At 34.6% G+C, this 23387-nt stretch carries 17 protein-coding genes; 8 read left to right on the top strand and 9 right to left on the bottom strand.

All coding sequences use genetic code 11. From position 1 onward, the window contains the following. The coding region (locus tag EA412_11170; protein TVR77454.1) for a hypothetical protein at positions 1–1760 on the bottom strand (1760 nt) is incomplete at its 3' end. 126 nt (positions 1761–1886) lie between these two features. After that, positions 1887–3065, bottom strand: a complete 1179-nt coding sequence (locus EA412_11165) for a glycosyltransferase family 1 protein (GenBank protein ID TVR77453.1) — start codon at positions 3063–3065, stop codon at positions 1887–1889. A 154-nt stretch (positions 3066–3219) separates the two neighbouring features. On the opposite strand from EA412_11165, the gene EA412_11160 reads away from it, so the two are divergent. After that, positions 3220–3948 (top strand): hypothetical protein, encoded by a 729-nt coding sequence (locus EA412_11160; GenBank protein TVR77452.1) that lies wholly within the window; start codon positions 3220–3222, stop codon positions 3946–3948. Here the strand turns inward: EA412_11160 and EA412_11155 are convergent. The 5 genes from EA412_11155 to EA412_11135 all read right to left on the bottom strand — a co-directional run bounded on the left by EA412_11155 (position 3945) and on the right by EA412_11135 (position 10429). Then, complete coding sequence (locus EA412_11155) at positions 3945–4895, bottom strand: hypothetical protein (protein TVR77451.1); 951 nt, start codon at positions 4893–4895, stop codon at positions 3945–3947. The two genes, EA412_11160 and EA412_11155, sit on opposite strands and share 4 nt — an antisense overlap. After that, positions 4892–5890, bottom strand: coding sequence for a hypothetical protein (locus tag EA412_11150; GenBank protein TVR77450.1), 999 nt, complete (start codon positions 5888–5890; stop codon positions 4892–4894). Before EA412_11150 ends, EA412_11155 begins: the two co-directional genes overlap by 4 nt. Positions 5891–5903: 13 nt before the next feature. After that, positions 5904–6872 (bottom strand): hypothetical protein, encoded by a 969-nt coding sequence (locus EA412_11145; protein TVR77449.1) that lies wholly within the window; start codon positions 6870–6872, stop codon positions 5904–5906. Further along, positions 6869–7849 (bottom strand): hypothetical protein, encoded by a 981-nt coding sequence (locus tag EA412_11140; GenBank protein ID TVR77448.1) that lies wholly within the window; start codon positions 7847–7849, stop codon positions 6869–6871. Before EA412_11140 ends, EA412_11145 begins: the two co-directional genes overlap by 4 nt. A gap of 207 nt (positions 7850–8056) precedes the next feature. Continuing rightward, a complete protein-coding gene (locus EA412_11135) occupies positions 8057–10429 on the bottom strand; it encodes a DUF4397 domain-containing protein (protein ID TVR77447.1) in 2373 nt (790 codons plus the stop codon). 181 nt (positions 10430–10610) lie between these two features. Here EA412_11135 and EA412_11130 point away from each other — a divergent pair, with 181 nt between their 5' ends. The 7 genes from EA412_11130 to EA412_11100 all read left to right on the top strand — a co-directional run bounded on the left by EA412_11130 (position 10611) and on the right by EA412_11100 (position 18690). Then, positions 10611–11798, top strand: a complete 1188-nt coding sequence (locus EA412_11130) for a class I SAM-dependent rRNA methyltransferase (protein ID TVR77446.1) — start codon at positions 10611–10613, stop codon at positions 11796–11798. 91 nt (positions 11799–11889) lie between these two features. Beyond that, positions 11890–12465 carry a hypothetical protein gene (locus EA412_11125; protein ID TVR77445.1) on the top strand — a complete coding sequence of 192 codons (576 nt, stop codon included), beginning with the start codon at positions 11890–11892 and terminating at the stop codon, positions 12463–12465. Positions 12466–12474: 9 nt separating this feature from the next. Further along, positions 12475–13884, top strand: coding sequence for a hypothetical protein (locus EA412_11120; protein TVR77444.1), 1410 nt, complete (start codon positions 12475–12477; stop codon positions 13882–13884). Between the two features lie 70 nt (positions 13885–13954). Continuing rightward, positions 13955–16042 carry a polyphosphate kinase 1 gene (gene ppk1 / locus EA412_11115; GenBank protein ID TVR77443.1) on the top strand — a complete coding sequence of 696 codons (2088 nt, stop codon included), beginning with the start codon at positions 13955–13957 and terminating at the stop codon, positions 16040–16042. A gap of 39 nt (positions 16043–16081) precedes the next feature. Continuing rightward, entirely contained in the window at positions 16082–16963 is an 882-nt protein-coding gene (locus tag EA412_11110) for an exopolyphosphatase (GenBank protein TVR77442.1), read from the top strand. 188 nt (positions 16964–17151) lie between these two features. Further along, entirely contained in the window at positions 17152–17493 is a 342-nt protein-coding gene (locus EA412_11105) for a hypothetical protein (GenBank protein ID TVR77441.1), read from the top strand. A 6-nt stretch (positions 17494–17499) separates the two neighbouring features. Continuing rightward, positions 17500–18690, top strand: a complete 1191-nt coding sequence (locus EA412_11100) for a hypothetical protein (GenBank protein ID TVR77440.1) — start codon at positions 17500–17502, stop codon at positions 18688–18690. A gap of 155 nt (positions 18691–18845) precedes the next feature. Here the strand turns inward: EA412_11100 and EA412_11095 are convergent, their stop codons facing one another. Both EA412_11095 and EA412_11090 read right to left on the bottom strand, forming a co-directional pair. Further along, the gene (locus EA412_11095; GenBank protein TVR77439.1) at positions 18846–22427 is read right to left on the bottom strand and encodes a hypothetical protein; all 3582 of its coding nucleotides are present in this window, start codon (positions 22425–22427) and stop codon (positions 18846–18848) included. Positions 22428–22645: 218 nt separating this feature from the next. Beyond that, entirely contained in the window at positions 22646–23254 is a 609-nt protein-coding gene (locus EA412_11090) for an HD domain-containing protein (GenBank protein TVR77438.1), read from the bottom strand. Between the last annotated feature and the right edge of the window lie 133 nt (positions 23255–23387).

Below are 23387 nucleotides of genomic sequence, written 5' to 3'. Positions count from 1 at the left end.
TAACTATCTCCGGTGCATATCTCTGCTGATATAGCATTCGTAACTTCCGGCAACACAGTCAGTGTTAAAGTTACTATTGAATCACAACCGTTTGAAGCAACAAATGTCTTGCTCAATACCGTATCTGTACTCAACAGCAATCCGTCAAAATCATAACTATCTCCCGAGCAAATCTCTGCTGATATAGTATTTGAAACTTCCGGCAACACAGTCAGCGTTAAAGTTACTATAGAATCACAACCGTTTGCGGCAACAAATGTCTTGCTCAATATCGTATCTGTACTCAGCAGCAAACCGTCAAAATCATAACTATCCCCTGTACAAATCTCTGCTGATATGGTATTTGAAACTTCCGGTAATACAGTCAATGAAAAGGTCACAATGGAATCACAGTCATTAGCTAAAGCATAAGTTTTACTAATAGTTGTATCACTGCTATAAAAAACTCCATCAAACAAAACCTCATCACCAAAACAAACGATAGTATCAATTTGTGTTTCTACTATACAAACATCCTGATAAACCATCAGTTTAGTATATCCAACATCAGTCCTATATTTAAAATACAAATCATCATTGTATTTAACAGGTAAACCATAATAACCCGATGAGTTGCTGGCAAAACCTACAGTAGGAGGAGAAATTAAGGTATAATCGCTACCATCATAAGTAAACAATTGATAGCGGCTTTCAGGCATATTACTTCTGAATCTGCCAAAAACTTTATTATCATGTAAAAAAGGGCTTCCAACATATCCTCTTTGATTACCATCATGATTAGGTGGATCTGCAATTAATTGAAAAGTTGAGCCATCATATTCATATACCTCAAAAGTATTATTGGCAGATGTATTTCTAAATCTCAATAATAAAGAACCATTGTACTCTATTGCTCCAACCCAATATCCATCATCCTGTGAAAAATTTGCCGGTTGATTAGCCACATAGGTTAAATTCTGTCCATCATATGCATACAATCTATATTCCAGGTCGTTATTTCTATATCTCAGATATAAGGTATCCTGATAAATAACAGGCGCTCCCATATATCCGGTAAATGACTCGTCATGATTGGGAGGATTCGGAATTTCAACCAGATTCTGGCCATCATAACTATACAAACGGTAAAACGGAATTCCACTTATCTCAAAGTAGTACTGAACATACATTTTATTGTCATATTCTATGGCACGTCCGGTATAGCCTCTGTTATTAAATGCAGTATTAGGCGGATTGGGTATTAACGTTAAATTTTGTCCATCATACTCATACATTTGGAAATAGGAACTATTATTTTTGTAACGTAAATACAATTTCCCATCAAAAACAAATGGATCACCTCTATAACCTCGAAAATTTCCCGGATTTGTATTTCCCGGAGGATTAGGAATAACCGTTAGCCCATTATTTTCATACCTGTACATTTGACAATAAAAATCATTATCACAATACCGCAGGTACAAATTTGAATTATAAATTACCGGTGAGCCCTGATAACCTCTGTTAGTCAGGTCATAATTTGGCGGATTGGGAATTTGTGTAAAGGTGTTTCCGTCAAAAGCATGCAACCTCATTATACCATCACTATCTTTAAAATTTAAGAAAAGTGTATCGTTAAACACTATTGGAGCTCCTTCATATCCCGAAAAATTCACATCGTGATTTGGTGGGTTGGGAATAGCATTTAGATTTTGGGCATTTAAACTATTAGCAGCTGAAATGTACATAAAAGTGATTAAGAAAAGATTTAATGCTTTCATAAAATTGAATTGACTGTTTAAAAACGCCACATGATACGATTTTTTTAGCATTTATATTATTAAATATATATTAAAAGTTTCCGGTAAAGCTAAAAGTGTTTACAAGACTAATCCTTTAACTTTTATTTATTTCCCTTCAAGGGTTTTAGTATATACATTTTTCATTCTTCGAATCTGGCTATCGATATGAAAATGTTCAACGGCATGTTTGTGATGTTTTTCTCCCATTGATTTTCGGTAATTTTCATTTTTCACAAACTGATTTATAATTTTTGATAACTTTTTAATGTCTCCGGTTTTATACAATAACATTCCTACTCCTGTGTGTGAAGTTTCTATAAAAACCGGATGATCGTTTGCAATTACAGGCAATTTATTCATTGCTGCCTCAATCGGGGCAATCCCAAATGTGTCATAGTTTGTAGAATGCACATAGAAATCCATTGCCTTCATAATATGATGTATGTCTTTACGTAATCCCAAAAAATGGACGTTTTTATCAATTCCCATATTTTTACAATACTCAACACACTCCTGAAAATAAGATTTTTCTGACTTAACCCACTGATTCTTATCACCTCCGGCAAAAACAAAATGAAAATTTTCATTCATCTTTATTACATCCACCAAAGCTTTGCATACTTCCAGTTGATTCCTTACCTGATTATAAAAGTTACCTATCATTCCACCGACTATCATATCGCTATTTATTTCTAATTCTTCCCGAAATTCTGAAGGCTTCATTAGCACAACTCGTGCAGGGTCAATACCATTATGTACTACTTTAACCTTTTCACTTCCGACTGAAGTAAATTCTATGGTTTGTTTTCGTAAAACTTCTGTGAGTGCAATATTTTTAGCTGCTTTTTTACATAAAAATCTAAACTTCCTGTTATCAATTTTTCGATTTAATCTGAAATCAACTGCCAAACCTTGTATAAATTTTACTTTTTTCAAGCCAATAATGGCCGCTAATGTATGTAGGCCTTCATCAGCAAAATGAGCATGAACTATCTGAATTTCATTTTGCTTAATATACTTTCTGATTTTAAAAACTAAAAAGGGATCAATCAAGTCATAAGGTCTGGAAATTTTTGAAAACATATTGAACTTTGCCGCTGAATTTCTAAATTCATCCTCCAGCTCGCCTCCTCCGGTACAAATAACATGTGTATTAATATTGAACCGATGCGCATTATTGCAAAAATCCAGTAGTTGGGTTTCTATCCCACCAATATCTATTGAGCGGATAATGTGCAGAACATTCAACTTTTCATCTTCTTTAGGGTCAATTTTATCATTCATAGCTAAGCAAAACTCATAATAACTTGACAAATTATCTCATCATTTTCAAAATAAAAGCCAAAAAAAGTAAAAAAATCAAAAAACCTTTGGTGTTCAAACTCTTTAAGCAGTATTTTTACGTACTAACAAACGTACTTAAACTCAATTTTAACCTATGTTTTTAAAAGAGCCACTAATACCTGCCGGAAAAGAAAACATCTTTCATCTCGCCCCTATTCCGGTGTTTATGAAAGTATTTGAAGATCATGATTTGCATGATAAAGTATATGAATTTGGTTTAAAAACACTCTCAGAAAGACAAAAGAGAATGGGCCAGGAACTACCTGATCAATATGATTATGAGAGGCAGCATAACTATGAGGACTCCGGATATCTAAACGAACAATGGGTTGAAGGCACAGAGCACAATCCGATTGGAAGCCGTTTTTGGGTACCTCCAAATAATTTTTTAAGTTTAAACCACCCGGGTATAGAGACTTTAAATAAAAGAATTAAAGATAGTTTTGTAGAATTGGTTAATCATCTTGAGTTTAATCATGATAACAATCCTGAAATTACCGAAAGTTGGGCACAGTATTACGAACCTTATGCCGGTCGTGGACACAATCAACACAGCCATTCCAGATGGCATCCGCACGAAGAACCACCAATAGGGTTCTCAGGAGGTTACTATCTGAGTGACGGAAATCCTTTGAAAGACCACCCCTATTCCGGTGTGTTCACCTTTCATATTCGGGGATATTCCTACTTTTTAAGACCGAAAAAAGGTATGCTTATTATTTGGCCAAATGATATTGTACATTCTGTAAAACCATTTTATGGAAAAGAACACAGATGTGTAATTAACTTCAATGTTCAAATGGGGCTTGCTGATAAAGCTTAAAACTTACTGAAGAAAAACCTTAGTTTTGCCTGAAATCGAATCCGGCGAACATTAAACCAATTGATAAAATCTGTAGTGAAAGTTTTAAAAGCAGTCGGCTTTTGACCAATTTGTTCTACTTCATCAAATAATTTATCTGAATTTTCAAGATTCTGCTTCCATTCTTTGTAGTAATCACTCTTGGGATTCCACGGCTTGTATGGATAAGTTAGATGTAAAATCACAGCGGCGGAGTCATTTTTTCTTTTTAAAAAACTATTCCGGTTAAAATCATCTGACTGATAAAAATCATTATATACGTATGGAATTCGTTTTCGTATTTTTTGAAAATATGCATTTAAAACTCCCTGATCACCTAATACTGAAAATGCTCCAAACTTTTTGACTTCAGCTAAAATTTCATCATATCTTTCCTGAGTGTTCCTGTAACTGTCAATTAGCATCATTCCGGCATTAAATGACGTTTTATTCACATTGTAAGACTCCAATATATTCAATAGTTTATCTGAACGGTTCGGGTAATTTTTATATATTCTCAAGTCTGAAATACCAAACTGATGGTAAAAAGGATTTAAATAACAATCATCAGCAGCCGCAAAACTATCATATTTCAATAATTCGCTTAAATCCTTTCTGACAATCATGTCAGTATCAAGGTATAGTATGGAGTGATAACCCTTTAAAGCAGGATCAAATAAAAACAGTTTTGCATAAAAAATTGAAACCGGATTTTCCGGACTCATCCCATGTTCAGGGATATAGTGCGTATGGACAATTCGAATATTTCTATCGGTAAACCATTTCAGCTTACTCTTATCCTGAATTTCATATGCCAGCAATATGTATTCCCCTTTCCAATTACCAAACTTATAAGAGCTGTATATGATTTGTTTTGCTTTCTCCAAATGTCCTTCATCACTTAATACTGCAATTGCATGTTTTTTCATGATTTGTTTTCATTTTTGTAAAAAACAGACAAGGCTTTCCTAAAGTATTGACCGGTACGCCAACTTGCATATCCTACTGTTTTTGCTAAAGATCCTCTGGTGTAAATTTCTACAATTCTCAATCTGCTGATTAAATCTACCTTATAAATGGAAAAAAGGGAAGCTTTTATCGGCTTAGCTTGCGGCCTCAACTCTTTGAGTGATTGCTGATAATGACTTTTCCATTCATTATGATAAATACAATTTTCATTCCAGGGCTTAAAAGGGTGTATAATGTGTAAAATAACGGCATCTCTGTCATTCTTTCTTTTTATAAATCCACCTTTCCCATGAAACTCTGACGCATAATAATCATTAAAAACATAGGGTATTCTTTGTCGCTTTTGTATAAAATGCAGATTAATCACCCCTTGATCATAAAAAACAGAATGACTGCCATAACTATTAGTAAGATTGATCAGCTCCCTGTATTGCTCAATCGTATTTTTTTTGGATTGGATAACCATTACACCGGTATTGAAACTTATTTTTCTCAAAACTTTCCGTGGGAAATGATTATTTATAAAAGCATCTTTATAGGGTTTTCCGGGTGGCGAAAACTGATGTATTAATGTGTATTGAAAGCAATCATGCGCTGCCGCAAAATCTTTATATTTCAATAATGGATTAATGTCTTTTCGAACAATAACATCCGTATCTAAATAGATTAATTTATCATAATTATTCCAGAAAGGATGAAACAAATACAACTTAGCAAAATATACAAATTTTTCCTTTTCAATGCTTGTAAAATCAAATGTTTCCCTATTAACAGATACTATTTTTATATCACGCTCTTTAAACCATTCTAATGACACTGAATCATCAATCTCATAAGCAAGTAAAACACAATCACCTTTCCAGTTGCCAAACTTAACGGCCGTATAAAACACAACTTTAGTATGCTCTAAATAATGAGAATCAGCTAAAAGTACGAGTGCATTTTTATTTGACATATCAGCTTGTGATTTATTTTAAACCTAAACGCTTTTTTAATCTCCACCAAAAAAGACCCAACTTTCCAATTGGTTTATTCATTCTGTTCAGTCTCTCAATTTTTTGAATACTTTTAGAATCAGGGGTTTCTCCTGACTGTGTAATATTAAACAATAAATCTACTTTCTTATAATTTTCAGACCATTCACTAAAATAGATGCTTTCTTTTTCAAAAGGTTTAGGTTTTCCGGCGCAATGCAATATAACTGCATCTTTATCATTTTTGCGTCTCCAAAAACCATGTTTATTAAACCAATCATGCGTATAAAAGTCATTATATACATAGGGTATATTCTCCCATTTTTTGTAAAAGAACAAATTAAAAACTGCTTGTTCCGGGAAATATGCCAAACCATGAATTTCATTAGCCAAATCAATTATTTTTTGAAATTTAGCGGTTGTATTTTCAGCAGTGGGAATCACCATAACGCCGACATTAAAGCTGATTGCAGAAAAATCATATTGAGCCTTAAGTTTTGATAATTCGGTTTCATGTTCAGAGCCTAAAGTTTCCAAATCAGGAATAAACTGATACATCAAATTCCGGCTCAAAGATTCTTCACGGGCAGCAAATCCTTCAAAATCTAATAAAGCATTCATAGCTTTTCGTACAAAAACATCGGAGTCTAAGAAAATAACCTTTTCCCAACTTGCCAGTTCCGGACTAAGCAAATACAATTTAGAATACACAACTTCCGGCCAGTCTTTACCTTTACCTAAAGCCTTTTCCCATACTTCGGTTTTAATTAATGAAGAGGTCTTTAAAATATAAACTCCCCTATCCTCAAACCATCTTAAATTTTGTTCCTTTACATTGTGAGCCAGTAAAATATAGTCCCCTTTCCAATTACCGTATTTAAAACTACTATAAATAACCTGTTTAGCAGCTTCAAGATAATTTTCATCTGATAAAACGGCTATTGCTGCTGACTTTTTATTCATATAAAACGCTTTAAAAAGTGATATGCAGCCGGAGAAATCCTATGTAATAAACGGCCTGTCAACCATGATAAATGAGCAAAAAATATGGTGAATTTTATCATATTTCTATACCATGTACGACGTAAATCTGTCAGGGATGAAGGAACTTCGCCAATCTTATCCACTAAAGGTAAATTTTCAGCCTCAGCTAAGTTTTCCTTCCATTCTTCATGAAAATAACACGTTTCATGCCATGGCTTTACCTCTCCAATAAAATGTAAAATTTTTGACTTTCTTTTTATTAATTGTAAGAATTTGTTCTTTTCAACATCCTTTTTGTAAAAAAAGAAGGTATAATCATTAAAATAGTAAGGCAAATTTTTCCATTTTTTGTAAAATATTAAATTAAAAATTGCCTGTTCCGGATATCTTAAAACAGATTCATATCGATTTAAAAGCCGACAAGCTTCATTAAATAATTCATCAGTATTTTGATCAGTATTAAAGACCATCACCCCTACATTCAGTGCAATTCTGTTAAGATTATATGATTCAGATAGCTCTTTCATTAATTCACGACCATCTTCATCCAGATTTTTATCAAGTATAAACTGACCCCGAATGTTTAAATCCGCATTTTCTTTATGTGCAGCGAATGAATTGTAATTGGTTAATTTATTTATATCCCGGAAAATCATTACATCTGTATCCAGATAAACGACTTTATCCCATTTTTTCATCATCGGGTGAATGAGATATAGCTTTTGAAAAACGATTCTTGGCCAGCCATTAACTTTCCGGTCAATTAGTGCATCCGGAGAAAGAACCGTGATATTTCTTTTATGAAACCACTCAAGCTCGGCTGAATCAACATCACAAACTATTAAAACTAAATCTCCTTTCCAATTACCATATCTTACAGCACTGTAAAAAACTTGTTTTGTATAATCCAGGTAACCGGCATCAGAAACCAGAACCAGAGCACTTTTATCACTCATTTCAATAACTTATAGCAACAAAAGTAACTAAAATAGAAATGTAAAAATACAGCTGCTAATTTTTTTCAAATTTTCAGAGAATGAAAATTCAAACTTCATAATTCTATATGTTCATTTTTGCAGCAATCAACAAGTATAAAAAGAAACCGGCCGGTCTAAAAAAGACCGGCCGGAAAACCAACACTAACTAAACTAAACCAACAACCTTTATCTTGTTATTGATATAGGTTTCAATATCATAACACCTTCAGCATTGAAAATGTTTAAATAATATTGTCCGGTTGCTAATTGATTAACATTCATTTGATGATTGTGCTTACCTTCTACAAAAGACTTTGAATCATTTATCATTACGGTTCTACCGTTCATATCAATTATACGGAAAGCTAAATCACTACTTTTTTCTATAGTAAATTCTACATTTACAATACTGCTTACAGGATTAGGATATACATTAAGTCCTTCATATACCACCATTGACTCTTCAACTGATGTAAATAATGGTAAAGGAATCAATTCACCTCCACTTGCTAGAGAAACCCAAAGACCAAATGCAGGACCGTCACTATTTGCTTCCGGGTTTAAAAAACCGGATGCTACAACTGTTAATGCATTCCCTGCTTGATTTAAAGCATCTAAAGGAGCACTGTAAGAAACCAATCCATCAGTTGTTCCCGCAGGACGAATTTCTAATATATAATCTTCAGCAGCTAAATTCAGGTAACCCTGAAACTCACTGTATTCAATTGCATTTACTACAACACCTGCACCGACACCAACTTCTGCAACATCAACCGCAGGAGCATCTGTAGCTCCATGATAAACTAACACATCTACTTCAGACGGGTCAATTGATGATTGCTGAGCACCGGTATATACATGTAATTCAAGTGGTGGAGACGGATCATAACCTGATGGGCTTAAAATTCCATTAGCAACAACTATGTAGCTTTCACCTTCGGTTAACTCACCTAAGTTAAAGGTTCCGATAATATCGCCGGGACCTGTACTTCCGGCAGGAGCAATCCCTACTTCAGAATCAATTCCTGTGTCAAAATCTAAAAATGGAGTTGAGTTTCTAAATTCAAGATTTTCTCTTACTAAAATGTTATTTACATAAATATCAACTGCTTCTGCTGCTGCATCCGGGCTATTGTGAATTATTTGAGCTGAAGCTGAACCTAAAGCATCAAACTCAACAACGGTACCATTTGATAGTGCACCAAAAAGTCCAAAAGACCCATCACTAATTAGACCTGAAGCAAAAACAATTGCTGTCAAGCCACCTGCTCCTGTCAAATCAACATTATATTTTGCCACTAAATCATTAGTACCCTCTAAATATAATTCAACAAAATAACGCTCATCATTTACAGTGTGTATGTTACTAGAATAATCTGTATATTCTAAACCGGCATCTATAACTCCTAAACCTCTTACACTTACATCAACACCCGGTGCATCTATAGCACCATGATAAGTAACAAAGTCAATTAAATCCGGGGCCTGAGCATTTTCGAAAAAGTTAATCCCAAGAACATCTAAACCTGTTCCAATTCCATTGGGATTTGAAGGAAAGTCTGCAGGATTTAAAACACCTGTGAACATGAAATTATAAGTACCTTCCTCTAAAATTCCAAACCCTAAAGATGCATCTTCCATTCCATCTCCATTTAAATCAAGACCGACGTTAACAGGAAATCCTGCTACTACATCAACATAAGGTGTAGCTGTACGAAAATCAAAATCTGCTTTGACTAAATCTCCATTAATAAACAGTCCCAACTCTGAAATATTTGAATCCGGTGAGTTATGAATAAACTGTGCTCTGGCATTTCCAATCAAAGGAAGCTCAATTAATTGTCCTCCGGCCGGTAAGGCCACAAAAAGTCCAAAAGCAGGACCATTACTATTAACTGAAGGATCTACAAAACCTGAAGCAACAACTGTTAAAGCAGAACCTCCCAATTCAAGAAATTCCAATGGGACTCCCCATGATGCAATTGCATCACCTGTTGTCGTTTGTAACTCGATGATGTAATCATCTAAAACAAGTGGGAGATACCCGTCAAAATCTCCGTAAGAAAGATTTGATACTACAGTTCCGGCACCAACTTGCGTCTCTACTACATTAACAGTTGGAGCATCTGTAGAACCATGGTGAACCAATACAGACACTGTATTAGTATCCGGGGCTTCTAATAAAGCGGGCGTAAAGACATCCAAATTAAAAGCCGGAGCCGGTGAATAATTGGCAGCATTTACAATACCATTAGCCACTACAACATAATTTTCGCCAGCCGTTAAAGGACCAACAGCAAAATTTGCTACTGTATCATTAACTGTTAAACCTGCCGGTGCAACCCCGATGTTTAAAACAACCCCTGCCGGTAAAGGCAAAAATTCAGTTGCTTCTCTGAATTCGAAGCCCGGTACTGCTAATGTTCCGTTTAAGTAAATATCAACAGAAGCCGCAGCCGCATCCGGTGAATTGTGAATCACCTGAACATTAGCTGTTTGCGCAAACGCCAAGCTACTAGTCAGAATAAATGAAAAAAAGAGAAATGTTAACCTTTTCATAAAATAAATTTTGGTTTTAGAAATAATTTTAAATGTAATTTGTAACCGAATATCGAATAAACACTCCCTTCATTTTTTTGTTTAAGTTTTTTTAAAAAAAAAAGAAAAATCTTTTATCTAAATTATAAATGAATACACTTTTCAAATCACTTTTTCAACTTAAATTAAGTAGGTTTGCAATATGGAAATTAAAAGTATAGTAACTTTAAATAAAGGAAGAGAGCATTCAGTGTATAATAAACACCCCTGGATATTTAGCGGAGCAATTAAAAATGTTCTTCCAAAAGCTGAAAGTGGGGATTTGATACAAATCAATGACTTTAAAAATAATCCTGTAGCTTATGGCTTGTATAATGAAAGCAGTATAGCAGTAAAAATCATTTCATTCAATACTGAACTAAATCCGGAAGTACATTTAAAAAACAAGCTATTCAATGCCCTCAGCAATAAGCAGGAACTCTTCCCAAACTCAAAAATCACTAATTCATATCGTTTGATACATGGTGAAGCAGATGGATTTCCCGGACTAATCATTGATTTTTATAATTATCATATAGTTATCCAGGAGCAACACAGTGGTTGGAAAAATTTCAGAGAGTTCTTCGTATCGCAACTAACAGAATTTTATGGTGAAAAGCTGCAAACGATTTACCTGAAAAAAATGAATTATCAGTTAAACGAAGAAAGTACTGAAAAAGGTGAGCACCTATTGGGCACAGAATGTGAAACAACTATACTCGAAAATGGATTAAAATTTAAAGTCAACTGGGCACAAGGACAAAAAACCGGATTTTTCCTGGACCAAAGAAATAACAGAAATTTACTGAAAAATTTATCTGAAAACAAAAAAGTTTTAAATACCTTTTGCTATACCGGTGGATTTAATGTTTATGCTCAAAGTGGTGGTGCAGATGAAGTAACCGGAATTGATATATCTTCCGATGCCGTAAAAATGTCGGAAATAAATCAGCAGTTAAATTTTGATGAAAACAAATACACAGCTATCAACTCTGATGTTATGAACTACCTGCAAACTATTGAAGCTGATTATTTTGACATCATTATACTTGACCCGCCGGCTTTTGCCAAGTCCAAACATCACTTAAAAAATGCTTATCGTGCTTACAAAAGAATAAATCAAACGGCAATGGAAAAAGTGAAAGAAAATGGTTTAATTTTTACATTTAGCTGCTCTCAGGCTATGGATAAGCAACTATTTAAAAAAATGATTTTTGAATCCGCTATTTCTGCCGGAAAAAATGTCTCAATCATGTATCATCTTAACCAAAGCGAAGATCACCCGGTTAATATTTATTTCCCTGAAGGTGATTATTTAAAAGGTTTTGTCCTCCAAATTAAAGCTTTTTAAAGCTTAATTCTGTATATTTGTTTTGACACCACCAATATAAAAATTGGTTTTTTTACTAAAAAAGAGATTGTTTTTTCTCAAAGGGATAAGCATGAAGAAATTATTGCTTTTGCTACTACTGCCTGCATTTTTTTGGGGTTGTAGTAATCAAAACTATATTGACAATATAACGGAAATCCCCCTGAAAAATCTGGAGGGTGAAGTAAAAAAGCTTCCTTCCTTAGATGATGGAGGTTTTTATGTGGTTATCTTTTATTCTCCGGAATGTCCTTTATGCATCGATTATACTTACTCTTATAATGCGATTGTTCAAAATTGGAATAATGATAATTTTAATTTCTATACGATCTTTCCCGGGGCTTTTTATGAAGCCGATGAAATTCGTTTTTTCCGGTCAAAATATAATTTACAGTCTGATATTTTATTAGACAGAGAGAATAAATTAGCAACTGCCTTCAATGCAAAAGTTACACCTGAAGTGTTTGTAATAGATAATTCCGGTAAGGTTTTATATAGTGGAGCAATCGACAACAGGATGCCGGAATTAGGTGTAAGACGAACTGAAATAACTGAATTTTATCTAAAATCAACTTTAAAAGCACTTTCAACTAATGAACAATTGAAGTATACCCGAACTGAGGCTGTTGGTTGTTTAATAGAGTTTTAATCCGGAAAAATGAAATTGAATTTTACCCTTTTATACTATTTTTTACTGTTGATTTGCATAATCAATATAATGGCTTGTTCTGAATCGGAAGATACTGAGACCTATTTTACTTCTGAAATTGAATTACCGGATAAAGTTACATTCACAGAGCATCTAGCGAAAATTGTCCATATCAATTGCACGCCTTGTCATCGTCCGGGAGAAGCAGGACCTTTCAATCTAATAACATACGAAGATTTAAGAAGGCGAGCATCCACCATAGTAGAGGTAACACAAAGTGGTTTCATGCCTCCCTGGCCTGCCAATCCGAATTACAGCCGCTTTGCCAATGAGCGCTTTTTGACGGATTACGAAAAAGATTTATTTAAAAAGTGGGTACAAGACGGAGCTGAAAAAGGAGACCCGGATAAAATGCCGGCACCCCCAACTTTTCCGGAACATAATGTCCTCGGTGAACCGGATTTGGTGCTTAACTTTCCTATAGTTGATATTCCCGCAGGGAATGAAGATTTATTTTTGATTATGAAGGTTCCCTACGAATTAGAAAAGGATACTTTTATACGATTGATAGAATTTGTACCCGGTCAAAGAGATGTTGTTCATCACATGAATGCTAATTTAATACAGTTTGAAAAGGATTTAAAATCTGACGTTTTTGACGGCCTGCCCTTTATTGAAACAAAAGACATGCGTTCCAGAGAAAATATGCATGAAAGACTCGGATTATTGCATGATGACGGTACATATCCAAGACTTACTCCAATGGTAGCAAATTATTTACCCGGGGTCGAGTATTATCCCTATCCCGAAGGCATAGGCGGTTACTTCATGAGTCGTAAAGGCGCTTTCTACATTAATGATATGCACTATGGTTCCAGTCCGTTAGCAGTTAGCGACTCTTCAAGATTTAACATTTACTTTAGTGATGCACCTCCAAAACGACCTGTGCAGGAAATCATACTCGGTACGCTGGGTATTTCAGAAATTGTACCACCTTTGATAATACCCCCGGATACTGTAATGAAATTTACTACAGAAGCTACTGTTAGTATTGACATTTCACTGTTGACAATCAATCCGCATATGCATTTGTTAGGCAAATCTTTCAAAGCTTATGCGATTACCCCTCAAAATGATACCATTCCACTCATAGAAATTCCAAGATGGGATTTTAGATGGCAATATTTTTACACTTTTAAAAACATGCTAAAAATTCCGGCCGGTTCAAGAGTTATAGCGGAAGGCGTCTATGACAATACTGAAAACAACCCGCTCAACCCACATTCACCCCCTGAAATAGTAGCTGAACGGGATGGAAGTATGAAAACTACCGATGAGATGTTTCAGTTTATAGTCACTTTTGTGCCTTATGTAGCGGGAGATGAAAATATTTCTCTGGAAGAATCTGCAAAGAAATGATAACAATTTTTTAAATTGGGATTTTACATTTTATATCTTAATTTTCACTTAGTTTACGCAAAAATTTGAAATGTCAATTGCAGAATACATACATTCTTTAAAGGAACCCTACATAAACAGGGAAATTAGCTGGCTTGCTTTTAATGAAAGGGTTATGCAGGAAGCTGAAGATAAGGATAACCCACTGATTGAGCGATTAAAATTTTTGGGAATTTTTTCTAATAATCTGGATGAGTTTTTCAGAGTAAGAGTAGCTACTTTAAAACGAATGGTAAAATATAAAGGCAGTCAGAAAGATATCGTTGGCGGCACTCCGGATGATATTTTAAAACTCATTCAGAATATTGCTATCAAACAAAGACGCAGATTTGAAAAAAATGTAAGAGAAATTATCAGTGAACTGGAAAAGCATCAAATTTATCTATTAGATGAAAATCAATTGGATAAAGAACAGGGAGAGTATGTAAGAGATTTCTTTTTGAGAAATATACGCTCGCACCTTACCCCTATTATGCTCATGAAAAAAAATGAATTTCCACAGCTGAAGGATAAAAAAATATATTTAGCGGTTAAATTGTTTTTTTCAGCTAAAGAAGATTCCAGTTCTGTATATCAGTATGCCATCATTGAGCTTCCAACGGAAATGATTCCCCGATTTGTGGTGCTTCCTGAAAAAAACAATAAAAAATTTGTGATGTGGGTGGATGATATCATTCGCTATAATTTGAAAGAAATATTTTACATTATTCCTCATAAAGATGCTAAAGCATATACCGTAAAAGTAACCCGAGACGCTGAATTAGATATGGATAATGATGTAAGTAAAAGCATTATTGAGTTGGTTTCTAAAAGTGTGAAAAAAAGAGAAAAAGGAGCTCCCGTGAGGTTTTTATATGATGAAGAAATGCCTGATGATTTGCTTCAATTTCTAAAAAAAAGTCTGAATATAAGTAAAATAGACAATACTATTGCAGGCACCAGATATCACAATTCAAAGGATTTTATGAATTTCCCTGATATGGGTCAGGCTGATCTGGTAAACAAACCCTATCCACCCCTTTTGAATAAAAAATTGAATAATTATGAAAGTATATTCAGTATTCTCCAAAAACAGGATGTATTACTAAGCTTTCCATATGAATCCTTTACCCATTTAATCGATGTACTCAGAGAAGCTGCCATTGACCCAAAAGTTCGCTCGATTAAAATTACTCTTTACCGTGTTGCCAAACATTCGGCAGTTGTAAATGCTTTATTAAATGCGGTAAGAAACGGGAAAGAAGTTGTGGTTGTAATGGAGCTGCAGGCCCGATTTGACGAAGAATCTAACATTTACTGGAGTAACAAATTGATAGAAGAAGGAGCAAATGTAATCCATGGTGTTAAAGGTTTAAAAGTACATTCAAAGCTCTTTATAATCACCAGGGAAGAAAACAATGGCTTAAAATATTATGTAAATATTGGTACCGGTAATTACAATGAAGTAACATCAACCGTATTTTCCGACTTAAGTCTTTTAACTGCCAATCAGCAAATAGCAGCAGAAGTCAATCAGGTCTTTGACTTTTTTAATCAAAACTATAAAAGTGGAAAATATAAGCATTTACTGGTTGCTCCTTTCTTTATGCGTGATCGTATATCTGCTCTCATATTGCAGGAGATAGAGTATGCTGAGAAAGGTAAAAATGCATATATTTATATGAAGCTAAATAATCTGGTAGATCAAAAAATTATTGATTTATTATATAAAGCCGGTAAAGCCGGAGTAAAAGTAAAACTCTTTGTCAGAGGCACCTGCTCATTAATAGCCGGACTGAAAGGAGTGAGTGATAATATTGAGTGCACGGCTATTATTGATAAGTTCCTGGAACATTCGCGAGTATTCGTATTTGGTGGTGGCGGGAAACAAAAAGTATACATAGGCTCAGCAGATATGATGAAAAGAAATTTAGATTACCGGGTTGAAGTTTTAACTCCTATTTACGACAAAAGAATACAAATCAAAATACTAAAATTCCTTGATTTTGAATCTAAGGATCATGTCAAAACCCGTTCTTTGCATTATGAAGATTTTAACCGTTACAGAAGAAATGATACCCCTCCCAACAACAGAACCCAAATTGAAATTTACAAATACCTAAAAAAGGAAAATGCCTAAATGCAATCATCTAATGAATCTAATAAAAATAACTAAAGTATGAAATTAGCAGCCATTGATATCGGCAGTAACGGTGTTCGCATACTTTTCAGCTATGTGTATATGCTTAATGATAAGCCTGTGTTTAAAAAATCGTCTTTAGTGCGAGTTCCCGTTCGCCTGGGAGAAGATGCCTTTTTAGATGGGAAAATAAGCAAGGAGAAAACTGATTCATTACTTGCCGCTATGAAGGCTTTTAAACTACTTATGGAGGTTCATAAAGTGTTTAATTACAAAGCATGCGCAACAGCAGCCTTGCGTTCAGCGAAAAATGGTCAGAAAATTATAGACCAAATAGAAAAAGAAGCCGGAATCAAGGTAAATATTATTGAAGGTCATAAAGAGGCTGAATTAGTTTTTGCAAACGGAGTAGCTGAACTGCTTAGCTCTAAAAATAATTATATTTATATAGATGTAGGTGGTGGTAGTACAGAACTTTCATTTTTTTCGAAAGGAAAACTTACTCAAACATCTACTTTTAAAATAGGTACACTCAGAATTTTAAACAATCTGGTAACTGACAAAGACTGGGCAGAGATGAAAGCTTTCATTGAAAGTGTAAATCAGGATAAGAAAAAGCTTATAGGCATAGGTTCCGGAGGAAACATCAATAAAATCATAAAAATGTTTGGCAAGGGAAATTCTACTTATCTCAGCTATTCATTAATGGAATATATACACGAACATCTGAACACTTATACTATGGCCGAAAGAATAAAAATATTAGGCCTTAACCCTGACAGGGCAGATGTTATCATTCCTGCCACAGAAATTTTCATGAATATTATGAAATGGTCAGAAATGCCGAGGATTATTGTCCCAAAAATTGGGTTAACCGATGGTCTTATACAAACACTTTACAAAGAAATAACTCCGGACTAAATAATTAAAAACCATTCTGCATCAGAATTTAATTACAAAAATTTTAGAACTTTTTAAACAAAAGTTGTCTAATTGAAAATATTTTTTACTAATTTTATTTACCCACAATGACATATTAAACTTCCTGATTCTGTAAGGTTTGTTTTCTTAGTTATTTATTCTTAGCTTAGTTTATTAAATCATTGCCTATGTCAGTTGATAACAGAAAAGAGGCTCAAAAAAAGATGAAACAAATTAACAGCTTGATTCGTCTTCTAAACAAAAAACTTGAAGAGGTAAGTCAACCTCTGAATTATCTGAATGAAGATGAAATTTATGATTACCTTTTGCTCTGTCTCGAAGATTTAAGAATAATCGAATTTGACGTTCACGAGTACACCAAAAGAATTCTTCAAAAAGATTTAGGCCAAATAGAAGGTGTTCGACTTGAACCAAATAAATGGAAGTCTTTTAATAAAGAGTACTCTCAGCATTTAAACAAGTCAATTTTATTTGATTTATTAGACAGAAATCTCCTGAACAAAAACTAATCACCGATGAAAAAATACTTGATTCTCCTCTTTTGTAGCTCTATTTTTCTTTTTAGCTGTGGTGAAGAGCTGACCGAAAGAGAAAAAATTGAAGCCATTTATCTTACCTGGGATTCCACTCCCATGAATAACATAAACATCTGTTGGTTTGAAAAAGATGATGCTGTAAGGAAAGTTTTACTTAGAAAAAAAGGAAGTTCAGATTGGAACCCTTACAAAACAAACAGTTCTTCAATTGATTATACAGACTATTACTATTACAATCTTAAAGTTTCCGGTTTGCAGCCGGATACAGAGTATGAGTTTCGTTTTGAAAAGTCTCAAAACACTTTTACATTTAAAACTTTACCGGAAAATTTAACCAGACCTATAAATTTCATTGTTGGCGGTGATTTATCTGTTTCATCTACTACCCGTAAAATGAATCGTCTGGCCGGGACATTAGCCCCTGACTTTGTGGTTTGGGGGGGTGATATAGTCTACGAAGACGGAAGACCGGAAAAAGCTGATTTAGTTATTGAATTCTGGAAAGATTGGTATACTCACTCTACCGTGAATAACCGCTTAATACCGGTTGTATCTGCCATTGGTAACCACGAAGTGCAAAAAGGATACGGTGGAACGCCGGCTGAAGCTCCTTTTTTCTATAAATTTTTTCCGTCTAAAGATGGAAGACCTTTTCGTGCTTTAGATTTTGGGAATTATTTGAGTATAGTCATTTTAGATACGGACCATACCACCAGTATCCCGGGCAGACAAACCAACTGGTTAAGCACTACATTGGATAACAGAAGCCATGTACCTCATTTGATTCCGGTATATCATGTTCCCGCTTTCCCTTCTCACAGAAGTTTTGGCGGACATCCAACGGCAGCCGTAAGAGAACACTGGGTGCCTTTATTTGAAAAACATAATCTCCCGATTGCTTTTGAACATCATGACCACACTTTTAAAAGAACACCGCCAATCAGAAACGGAAAAATTGATGAAACAGGTGTTACCTATTTAGGCGATGGAGCTTGGGGTGTTGCAACCCGTACTGTATATGACCCTGCTAACACATGGTATTTGGAAAAAGCTTCTCCAACGCATCATTTTTTCATGGTTACTATTGAAGGAAACTCTGCTAAGGTAAGAGCTTACAACAGCGACGGAAATGTCTTTGATGAGATACAACGTTCCGGCAGAATACAGTAAACAAAAATTACTACTAAATATTACATTAGTTATTTTTATTTTTTTTTACGATACTTATTATTAATTTGATTTCCATGATTAAATTTTAACTCTATTCATAAATGTTTAGCAAAGGTAATTTCTAGCTTATCAATTTGGCAAATCATAAATAAAACTTACTCCTCAACTACTAAAGAAGCTTTGACATTTTCATTCAATAATAATTCTATTTGCTTTTGTTGAGTAATAAGCATTTCAAGTAATTCTGAATTAAATGCTTTTTGGTAATTTTTTTGCTCCTTTAAGTTATCTATCATTTCCTGCTGCTCCTGTATGGCTTTTGTTAAAACAGCTACAAGGTTACCATAAGATAAACCCAGAGTTTCATTTTTATCTATATCCCCTTCAATACCACTTACTACTTCAGGTACAATTTCAAGCATTTCCTGAGCAATAAATCCTACTTGTCTTGAACTGTCAATATGCATTTTATAGTCAACAGGACGCAAAGCAAGCACTTCTTTCAAGCCGTATTGTGTATTGTCAATATCAAATTTCAACCTCCTGTCGGAAGCATCTGTCCAAACACCACCCACAGTAACATGTGCACCTGATCCCATTGCTAAAGGAAAAGCAGGGTTATTCACACCAAAACCTGTATTGCCGTTTTTGAGAATGATCATTGCATTACTTTCAAAGCCGGGTGCAGTGCCATTACCTACAATAAGCAATGGGTCTGTTGCAACCCAGTTTATAGGGCTACCTGCAATTAATTCATTGTGAGTACCAAGAACAACCTCTTGATAAGTTGAAGAAACAACAACATATCCTAAAGCCGTAGAAAAATCTCCATTAGCACTTGCATTAAATCCTAAGGCCATGGCTGTATTTCCATCTGCAAAAGCTTCCCTTCCTATAGCAATTGCATATTCTGCTTCTGCTCTTGTAGCAGTGCCTAAGGCTAATGTATAATTTTCATCAGCTTGAGCATTTAGTCCTAATGATATAGAAGCATCACCCAAAGCTCTACCATTAAGTCCAAAAGTAAAAGAATGATTCCCAGATGCTAATGAGTTCTGCCCACCGGCCCAAGAAAAATCACCTCTATTAGCCACATCCCATGCTCCTAATTCAGAATTACCTGCTCTAAAAGCAGCCCTAGCTTTGTCAAACACCATGCGTGTAGCCCAATGTGCTGGATCACCGCCTGTAGGATCATCTTGAATCTCAGAACCCACAATGAGTCCTATATCAGCCCCTACGCCGTCCGGTCCCATTACCACAGCCGCTCCCTCTGCCAAGCTATCTGAAGGAAGAACTTTAAAGTGATGCACTATTTCATGACATACAAAACAGGGATCATGACTAGCTTCCTGGAATACTTCCCATTCATAAATGGCATTATCACCATTCGTTGAAGTTACAGGATTTCCAAATAAAATACCTTGACGTCTGTTTCCATCTCCATATAATCTCCAGTATCTAGCTGTGATTGTAGGTACTAAAATGTCGGTAATAAAACCTGTTGTATCTTCAATCCCTCTTCCCGGAAAATCCGGTGCGCTTGTTACCCAATTATCTTCATCTCCAACTGCATAATACCAGGAATCTCCATCATAAGAATACTTCAGTTTAAAATAATAAAATCTATCACCATGCAGAGATGAGGTGGGGTTAGAAAAATAAATCTTATGCTGACTCACAGTAGTCGGTGATCCTAAATCCATTTCAAGAAAATTCACTTCCGGCCCTAAACCCAATTGCCCTCCAGACCCAAAAATGGTTACGACGGAACCTACATTTTTGTTTCCATTTGTAGCTGTTGTTGAGGTAGTTAAATCCTGTTTTGTGAGTGTTAATCCAGCTGCCAGGTTATCTCCCAATGCAATTTTTGATGGCTGTACTTTAAACAAAGTTCCTCTGCCAAAATTTTCACCCGAAGCACCTCCGGTAACTTGCAAATTCCCATCTTCATCAACTTTTAATAACCCTCCCGTATAATTTTCTAATTTAACAGTTCCGGTAGTGTGGAGTTGAGCTTCAGGTTCGGTTGTGCCTATTCCAATGCTACCATTAATATCAAATAATAGATTGTAAGTATGGCTTGAAGCCGCATGACTGAATTCAAGGTCATATCTTCCCGGTCCGTAAGACTCAAAGCCTTTAGCAGTAATCAACCAATCTCTGTCAGAAACAGGAGCTGTTCCAATTCGAATGCCAACATCATTGTTAAAACTATTACCTTTAATGTGCAATTTAGCTTCCGGATTAGTTGTTCCAATGCCAATATTACCATTGTTATGTATGAGCATACGTGTGTCATTACCGGCTCTCATATAAATATGTCTTGTTATTCCGATGCCACCGGCCTGGATAACTAAAGAGGAAGAATTAAAGCCACCCAATCCACCGCTTCTGGTTCCGTAAATCATAGGTTGATAAACACCATTAATAAAATCATCAGAAGTACTTGCGTTACCAAATCTAATTTCACTATCAACAAATAAACCACCTATATTCGGGGCTGTATAATTTGTAACAGAAGGATTGTTGCCAATTCGGGCTGTTCCATTTACATGAAAGCGCTCTTCAGGACTTGTAATTCCAATACCAACATTCCCCTCCTGTCCAATCGTCATGCGTATTGGTATATTTCCAGTATTATCATTGATTCCCTTTGTGGCAAAATGCAACTTCCCTCGTGAACTGGCACCTAAACGTTCATGTGCTATTACAGCACCTAAAGCTGTAGAACTTGTTGTAACAGAAAACCCGATTGCAGACATTTCATTATTATTATCATGTGGCACTCTTAATCTTAGAAGTGCTCTCTTTGCATTTTCAGGGTTAGCATCAATTAAAATAGAATCATTTACTGCAATAATGCCGGAAGTATCTCTGATTTCTAATTTATATTGGTGACTCAAAGCAGCTCCAATTGTAACATTTCCTTCACGGTTAATAAACATAGCTGTCTGATTATTAGGTTGAAATCTTATTGAGCCGGCATTTGCTCCGGACCCCCAAGTTCCTGATGATAAGGATGTTCTAAAAGTCATCCCAACATTACTCCCATTTTGTCTGACAACATTAAAGGTAGTGCTGCCAATATCCATATATCTTTCTGTGTGATTGTTATCTTCAGCAAGCCGGAGAATGTCGTCTCCATTATCACTACCGGTAGCTATCTCAAGACCTAAATTTGGTAATACTGTCCCTATCCCTACATTACCCAGCTCATCGATACGTAATCTTTCATCGTTATTTGTTCTGAAGATTAATGGTTGATTATCTGTTGTTCCCAAAAAATGGTCTGCAGCATTTGTATTAGTGTTGCCATATAAATCCCAAAAATCTGAAAGTGAACTTTGACTCAAACTAATTGATTTCCATTCGCTACCCAAATAAACCGTTGAAAAAACACCATTAGATGGAGGAATCGTATACCCTTCAAAAATTGCATTATGAGAATGTTCATTAATGATAATTAAAAATTGACCCTGTTGAGGGTCATTTAGGCTGAGATTTACTACTGATAAATGTATAGGATTAAATAGTACCCTAAAAATAGAAATATTGTCAGGAATAACTAAGTTATCCAATGCTTCTAATCCAACAGCTAAAGAAGAAATTGCTCCCTCGACTTGCAATTTAGTTTTTGGGTCGTCTGTACCAATACCAACATTTCCATTAGAAAGTGAATTATATGGAGAAAACAGACAAACATTAAATATTAATAATGTAAATAACCTGCTCATATATATGGTGTTTAATAGTTAAGATTAATGCAATAACATAGATTGCAAAATAGTAGATTATTTGATAAAAATCAAATTTTAAATGCAGTTTTTTCTATCTTTCAATGACTTTAACTTTATAATAAAACGTTTTATATCGCTTTTAAAAATTAATAAAGAGCTTTTTATAAGAAAAATATAATTTGTGGCTTAAATATCCTTTTAGCTTTGCTATTCTTTTAATCATTTTTATTATTCTTAATCCGGGCACTTAAATGCTTTCTAAGAACTAATAAATGATCGGCTTTTTTATTTTGACGTAATCTAATAGCAGTTTTTGTAAAATACTGATGTGATTCAAGAAAAGTTATTTGCTGTTGATACCATTCTTCTTTTGAATGAATTTCTCCAAAAAAAATAAATTCTTGAAATAATTTATCTGCCACTTTAAAGTAGTCCTCTCTACCAAGATAATCAAGGTCTGCATCACAAAGAATCTTTGCTAAATCATCAGTTGGTCTTTGAGGTAATTTCGTAGCCTTTATCAAACTACAGATATAATTTATTTCTCTAATTGAAAAATTAAAAGTTGATAATACTTCTTTAGCTATTTTACAACTCAATTCTTCATGATTTTCCCTGCTTTCTATAAACCCAATATCATGAAGTAAAGCTGCTACGTGTAATAACTCTTTTTCGTCAGTTTTTATACCTTCTGATTCTGCTAGTATTAATGCATTTTTAACGACATTTATAGTGTGTCTGGGAGAATGATAGAACATACTATCAGGTAGTTCATTTTCAAGTTTAGTTAAAACAACTTTAGATAATGACACTATATCTCTCATAAATAAATTTGAAATTATTCACTTTAGATTTATGTAACTCTTATTAATTTATTAGATTAATTAAAATGACAATTAATATCAGGTTTAAGGATAACTTTTCCATCTGCAATAACAAATATATAAACTAAAATTG

The sequence above is a fragment of the Chitinophagaceae bacterium genome (assembly GCA_007695095.1).
Classification (GTDB): Bacteria; Bacteroidota; Bacteroidia; order Chitinophagales; family REEL01; genus REEL01.
The sequence above is the reverse complement of the archived record's forward strand: the minus strand, read 5'-3'. Positions and strand labels throughout refer to the sequence as shown.

Bases quoted from the DNA above. Each gene is read 5' to 3' on its own strand.
- EA412_11150 (TVR77450.1), bottom strand. From the start codon at position 5,890: ATGTCAAATAAAAATGCACTCGTACTTTTAGCTGATTCTCATTATTTA.
- EA412_11100 (TVR77440.1), top strand. From the start codon at position 17,500: ATGAAAAAATACTTGATTCTCCTCTTTTGTAGCTCTATTTTTCTTTTT.
- EA412_11105 (TVR77441.1), top strand. From the start codon at position 17,152: ATGTCAGTTGATAACAGAAAAGAGGCTCAAAAAAAGATGAAACAAATT.
- EA412_11145 (TVR77449.1), bottom strand. From the start codon at position 6,872: ATGAATAAAAAGTCAGCAGCAATAGCCGTTTTATCAGATGAAAATTAT.
- EA412_11135 (TVR77447.1), bottom strand. From the start codon at position 10,429: ATGAAAAGGTTAACATTTCTCTTTTTTTCATTTATTCTGACTAGTAGC.
- EA412_11140 (TVR77448.1), bottom strand. From the start codon at position 7,849: ATGAGTGATAAAAGTGCTCTGGTTCTGGTTTCTGATGCCGGTTACCTG.
- EA412_11130 (TVR77446.1), top strand. From the start codon at position 10,611: ATGGAAATTAAAAGTATAGTAACTTTAAATAAAGGAAGAGAGCATTCA.
- EA412_11165 (TVR77453.1), bottom strand. From the start codon at position 3,065: ATGAATGATAAAATTGACCCTAAAGAAGATGAAAAGTTGAATGTTCTG.
- EA412_11110 (TVR77442.1), top strand. From the start codon at position 16,082: ATGAAATTAGCAGCCATTGATATCGGCAGTAACGGTGTTCGCATACTT.
- EA412_11090 (TVR77438.1), bottom strand. From the start codon at position 23,254: ATGAGAGATATAGTGTCATTATCTAAAGTTGTTTTAACTAAACTTGAA.
- EA412_11155 (TVR77451.1), bottom strand. From the start codon at position 4,895: ATGAAAAAACATGCAATTGCAGTATTAAGTGATGAAGGACATTTGGAG.
- EA412_11120 (TVR77444.1), top strand. From the start codon at position 12,475: ATGAAATTGAATTTTACCCTTTTATACTATTTTTTACTGTTGATTTGC.
- EA412_11125 (TVR77445.1), top strand. From the start codon at position 11,890: ATGAAGAAATTATTGCTTTTGCTACTACTGCCTGCATTTTTTTGGGGT.
- EA412_11160 (TVR77452.1), top strand. From the start codon at position 3,220: ATGTTTTTAAAAGAGCCACTAATACCTGCCGGAAAAGAAAACATCTTT.
- EA412_11095 (TVR77439.1), bottom strand. From the start codon at position 22,427: ATGAGCAGGTTATTTACATTATTAATATTTAATGTTTGTCTGTTTTCT.
- ppk1 (TVR77443.1), top strand. From the start codon at position 13,955: ATGTCAATTGCAGAATACATACATTCTTTAAAGGAACCCTACATAAAC.